At 39.8% G+C, this 4,137-nt stretch carries 5 protein-coding genes; 1 reads left to right on the plus strand and 4 read right to left on the minus strand.

The annotated features are described in order from the left end of the window. Window positions 1–31: 31 nt before the first annotated feature. The 3 genes from thpR to pepV all read right to left on the minus strand — a co-directional run bounded on the left by thpR (window position 32) and on the right by pepV (window position 2,920). Complete coding sequence (gene thpR, locus AC1DSB_RS15375) at window positions 32–571, minus strand: RNA 2',3'-cyclic phosphodiesterase (protein WP_477531205.1); 540 nt, start codon at window positions 569–571, stop codon at window positions 32–34. A gap of 88 nt (window positions 572–659) precedes the next feature. Beyond that, complete coding sequence (gene dat / locus AC1DSB_RS15380) at window positions 660–1,511, minus strand: D-amino-acid transaminase (RefSeq protein ID WP_477587039.1); 852 nt, start codon at window positions 1,509–1,511, stop codon at window positions 660–662. Window positions 1,512–1,525: 14 nt separating this feature from the next. After that, window positions 1,526–2,920 carry a dipeptidase PepV gene (pepV, locus tag AC1DSB_RS15385; RefSeq protein WP_477587041.1) on the minus strand — a complete coding sequence of 465 codons (1,395 nt, stop codon included), beginning with the start codon at window positions 2,918–2,920 and terminating at the stop codon, window positions 1,526–1,528. Window positions 2,921–3,272: 352 nt separating this feature from the next. Here pepV and AC1DSB_RS15390 point away from each other — a divergent pair, with 352 nt between their 5' ends. Beyond that, the gene (locus AC1DSB_RS15390; protein WP_016426574.1) at window positions 3,273–3,494 is read left to right on the plus strand and encodes a DeoR family transcriptional regulator; all 222 of its coding nucleotides are present in this window, start codon (window positions 3,273–3,275) and stop codon (window positions 3,492–3,494) included. A gap of 43 nt (window positions 3,495–3,537) precedes the next feature. Here the strand turns inward: AC1DSB_RS15390 and AC1DSB_RS15395 are convergent. Further along, a partial coding sequence (locus AC1DSB_RS15395) for a 16S rRNA pseudouridine(516) synthase (protein WP_477587040.1) occupies window positions 3,538–4,137 on the minus strand: 600 nt, incomplete at its 5' end.

Genomic DNA, 4,137 nt, shown 5'->3' on the forward strand with positions numbered 1-4,137 from the left:
GGGATTGACAATAATGGTTGTTTTCATCAAATTAGTCCTTTAAGTAAATGGTATGTATTGCTTGATAAGAAGGCGTGACTCCAGGATTGATGGAGTATACAGAAAATTGATTCACTTTGAACGTACTTGTTGCTATATGCATTTCTTTTGAAAATCCCTCTTGCCGTCCACTCCATTTTTTCGCTAAAGTGATATGCGGAACAAACTTCTTGCTATCCACAGGCAATGAAAGATCCAGGCATTTTTCAAGAATTGTACTTTGCAACTCGCTCAATTTCGGATGTTCTTCGATCGCTGCATAGATTACACGTGGCGTAGTGGGATTTCCAAATGTGGACACTCCACTAATTGTAAGTTTCATGGATGCAAAGGATTCATTGTCATCCAGCTCTAGCATCAATGTCTCCAATTTTTCGCTTTCCACGGCACCTAAATAAACCAACGTGATATGCAAATCCTCTGCAGCAGACAATCTTTTGTGTGTGTTTTCCAACTGCCAATCATTCCGTGTATCGACCAGTTGTTGAGACAGTTCACTTGGTAGTTTTACCCCGATAAAATAATGTTGCATCTCATATACACCACCCTTTTTATACAACTCAGTTTACAGTAATAAGGTTAAAAAAAATACCCCTCCACTTAGTGGAGAGGCATTTAACTTATGCATGCACGGCTTGCTCAATTTTAGCTTCAAATGCGGCTTGTAATTTTTTCGTCCAAACTCCAGGTAAACCTGAACCGACTTTTACTCCATCGATGACGACAATTGGCATGATTTCCGAAGTTGTCGATGACATGAAGAATTCTTCATTTGAATAAACAGTTGATAGAGACATCGGTTCTTCGACTACTGGTAAACCGATTTCTTCACAACAAGCCAGAATGACGCGACGTGTGATGCCATTTAGTATTAAGTTGGTCGCTGGATGTGTATAAAGAACGCCGTTTTTAATCCCATACATATTCGAAGAAGAACCTTCCGTGATTGTATCTCCTCTATGTAAAAGTGCTTCAAAACATCCATTTTCATAAGCTTCTTGTTTTGCCATGATATTCCCTAGTAAATTCAAGCTCTTAATATCACAACGCAACCAGCGTACATCTTCAACCGATTTGGCAGCTACCCCGTTCGCCATTTGGGAAACGGGACGCTCCACTAACTTCGTGTATGCCGTTAGAACCGGTTCAACAGCTTCGGTAGGAAAATTATGTTGTCTTGGACTTCCGCCGCGCGTAATTTGAACATATACCTGCCCAGTTGTCACTTCGTTGGCCTCGATTAAATCGTACATCATTTTATGGAATAYATCTTTTGTATATGGAATGACTAATTTAATTTTATCGGCACTTTCGTAAAAGCGATCAATATGTTCTTTCGCCGTAAACATATTGCCATTATATACTCGGATGACTTCGTAAATGCCATCGCCAAACTGGTAACCACGGTCTTCTTTAGATAAATGTATTTCTTCGTCTTTTACTAATCGATCATTCCACAATACCCAATTCATATAAATCCTTCTTTCTACGATTGATTTGAAGCCAGTTCACAAATTGCATCTGCATAAATGGCAACTGCTTTGATTAGATTTGGAATATCAACAAATTCATCCACTTGGTGGGCTACATCTTTCTCACCTGGGAATAACATTCCGAACGCTACACCTTTTTTAAGGACACGCGCATAAGTACCGCCGCCAATGGATAGCAATGTTGCCTTTTCACCCGTCTGTCGTTCATATACACGAGATAAACTTTGAATAAGCTCATCCGATTCTTCTATATAATGTGGTTTTGAATTTGATGTAACATCGACGGCGATTCCTTTGTCACTCATTATCGTCTGGCACTGTGTCAATTGTTTCTCAAAATCATAGGTCACGGAGTATCGTAAGCTGACATCCACCGTTCCGCCTTTAGCAGGATCAAAAGAAATGATGCCTGCATTCAAGGTTGTATCTCCTGACATTTCATCATTGTAGTTCAAACCGAATGCATTTCCTCTAGAATCTTTAAAGAATGCTGTGGAAACAAATTCAACAAAAGTCTTCGATCCAGCAGTTGTCACAACATCTTTCAGGAATTCAGCCAGATACACACCCGCATTTATGCCATCATTTGGTTCCATGGCATGCGCTGATTTCCCTTCCAATGTCATTTGAATGGTACCATCTTTTCTTTCAATAGAACCTTGCAGTTGATGTTGCTGCGTGAACTGTTCAAATTCCTGTTCAATTGTATCTAGTTCACCATATACAACAGCTGTTGCCAAATCAGGAACCATGTTTGTACGTGTCCCTGCTTGGAATGATTGCAACTGCTCTTCCTGCTCTACCTTGGCCGTAGTGAATTTTAAAGTAGAAATGCCTTTTTCTGCGTTGATAATTGGGAAATCGGCATCAGGAGCAAACCCAATATGCGGCATTTCTTCTTTTTCAAAATAACGTTTTACGCATCGGAATCCACTTTCCTCGTCTGTTCCGATAATTAATCGCACCCGTTTATTTAACGGTATTCCAGCTWCTTTCACCATTTTCATAGCCATCCAAGCAGCCATTGTTGGGCCTTTATCGTCAATGGCACCTCTTCCATACAAACGGTCATTTTCGATATGACCTTCAAACGGAGGATAAGTCCAACCTTTGCCTGCTGGCACCACATCAACATGTCCTAAAATACCAAGAAGTTCTTCTCCTTCTCCCATTTCAATGTGCCCAGCCATTTGATCGACATTTTTCACTTGCATTCCCGCTTGCTGACCTTTTTGAAGCATCCACTCTAGCGCCTTTAGCGGCTCGGGTCCAAACGGGTGATCTGTTGACGATTGTGTTTCATCCAGAACACTGGGAATTTGTATCAGTTGTTGTAATTCTGCTAATAGTTCATCCTGTCTTTTGTGTGCTTCTTCCATCCAATTAATCACGTTTGAATTCCTCCTGCCACTTTCTTAAAGCTATTCTACACTTTTCTTCGAAAAATCATAGGGGGCAATTCCACTTTCTTTTTATACGAACATTATAGTACTTTTATGCAAAAATCGTTCGTTTTTATATGTCAATATTGTAAAGACACTGTAAATTTTAGATATAATACTAGAATTATTGAGCTTTTTACTATATAATCGAATTGTCAGATAACAGTAGTCTGACGAACTAATAGAAAAGGGGCTGTTTACGGCACTCTATTCAATATAGTGGAGTCTACTTTAAGACTCATAATATCGTCCGCTAGTCTTTTGCCAAGAGAACATAAGATGAAGGAGTGGTTCTACATTGAAACCAACTACTGATCGGATGCTCAATCGTATTAAAGATGTGTACATGTTTATCCGAGATCATGGGATTGTTACGACACAAGACTTAGTCGATGAATTCGGCATCACTCCTCGCACCGTTCAAAGAGATTTGAATGTGTTAGCCTTTAATGACTTGGTCAGCAGTCCAAGTCGAGGCAGATGGACAACGACGAACAAACGCGTAAAAATGACATCTTAGACTACTTAATCAAGGTAAAAAAGAATGACCGAGAAAATCTCGGTCATTCTTTCTGTTGTAATACTTCTAATTCAGCTTCTGTTAATGGACGATAATCGCCGAGCTCGAGAGTTTCATCCAATTGAAGAGAACCCATACGCATCCGTTTTAGATACGTCACTTTTTTACCTACGGATTCAAACATTCGTTTTACTTGATGAAATTTCCCCTCCATAATCGTCAACTCGATTTCAGACACTTCACCACTTGACAAGATAGTCAATTCACCAGGTTTTGTGAAATACCCATCATCAAGCGTGACACCTTCTTTAAACTTCTTCACATCATCATCTGTTACTCGCCCATCAATAGTGGCGAAATATAATTTCGGCACATGTTTTTTCGGCGATAAAAGCTGATGGGATAGATGGCCGTCATTCGTCAGAATCAACAGACCTTCCGTGTCTTTATCCAAGCGTCCTACCGGAAAAGGTTTAAAATGTTGCGCCACTGGATCAAGTAAATCAATGACGGTTTCATCTTTTTTATCTTCCGTGGCAGAAATGACACCAGGTGGTTTGTTCATCATTAAATAAATAAACTCTGTATAAATAACTTCTTCCCCATAAACAACGATCGAATCTTTTTCCGTATCGACGTGCAT

It is taken from the genome of Paenisporosarcina sp. P4_E4_2 (genome assembly GCF_056401595.1).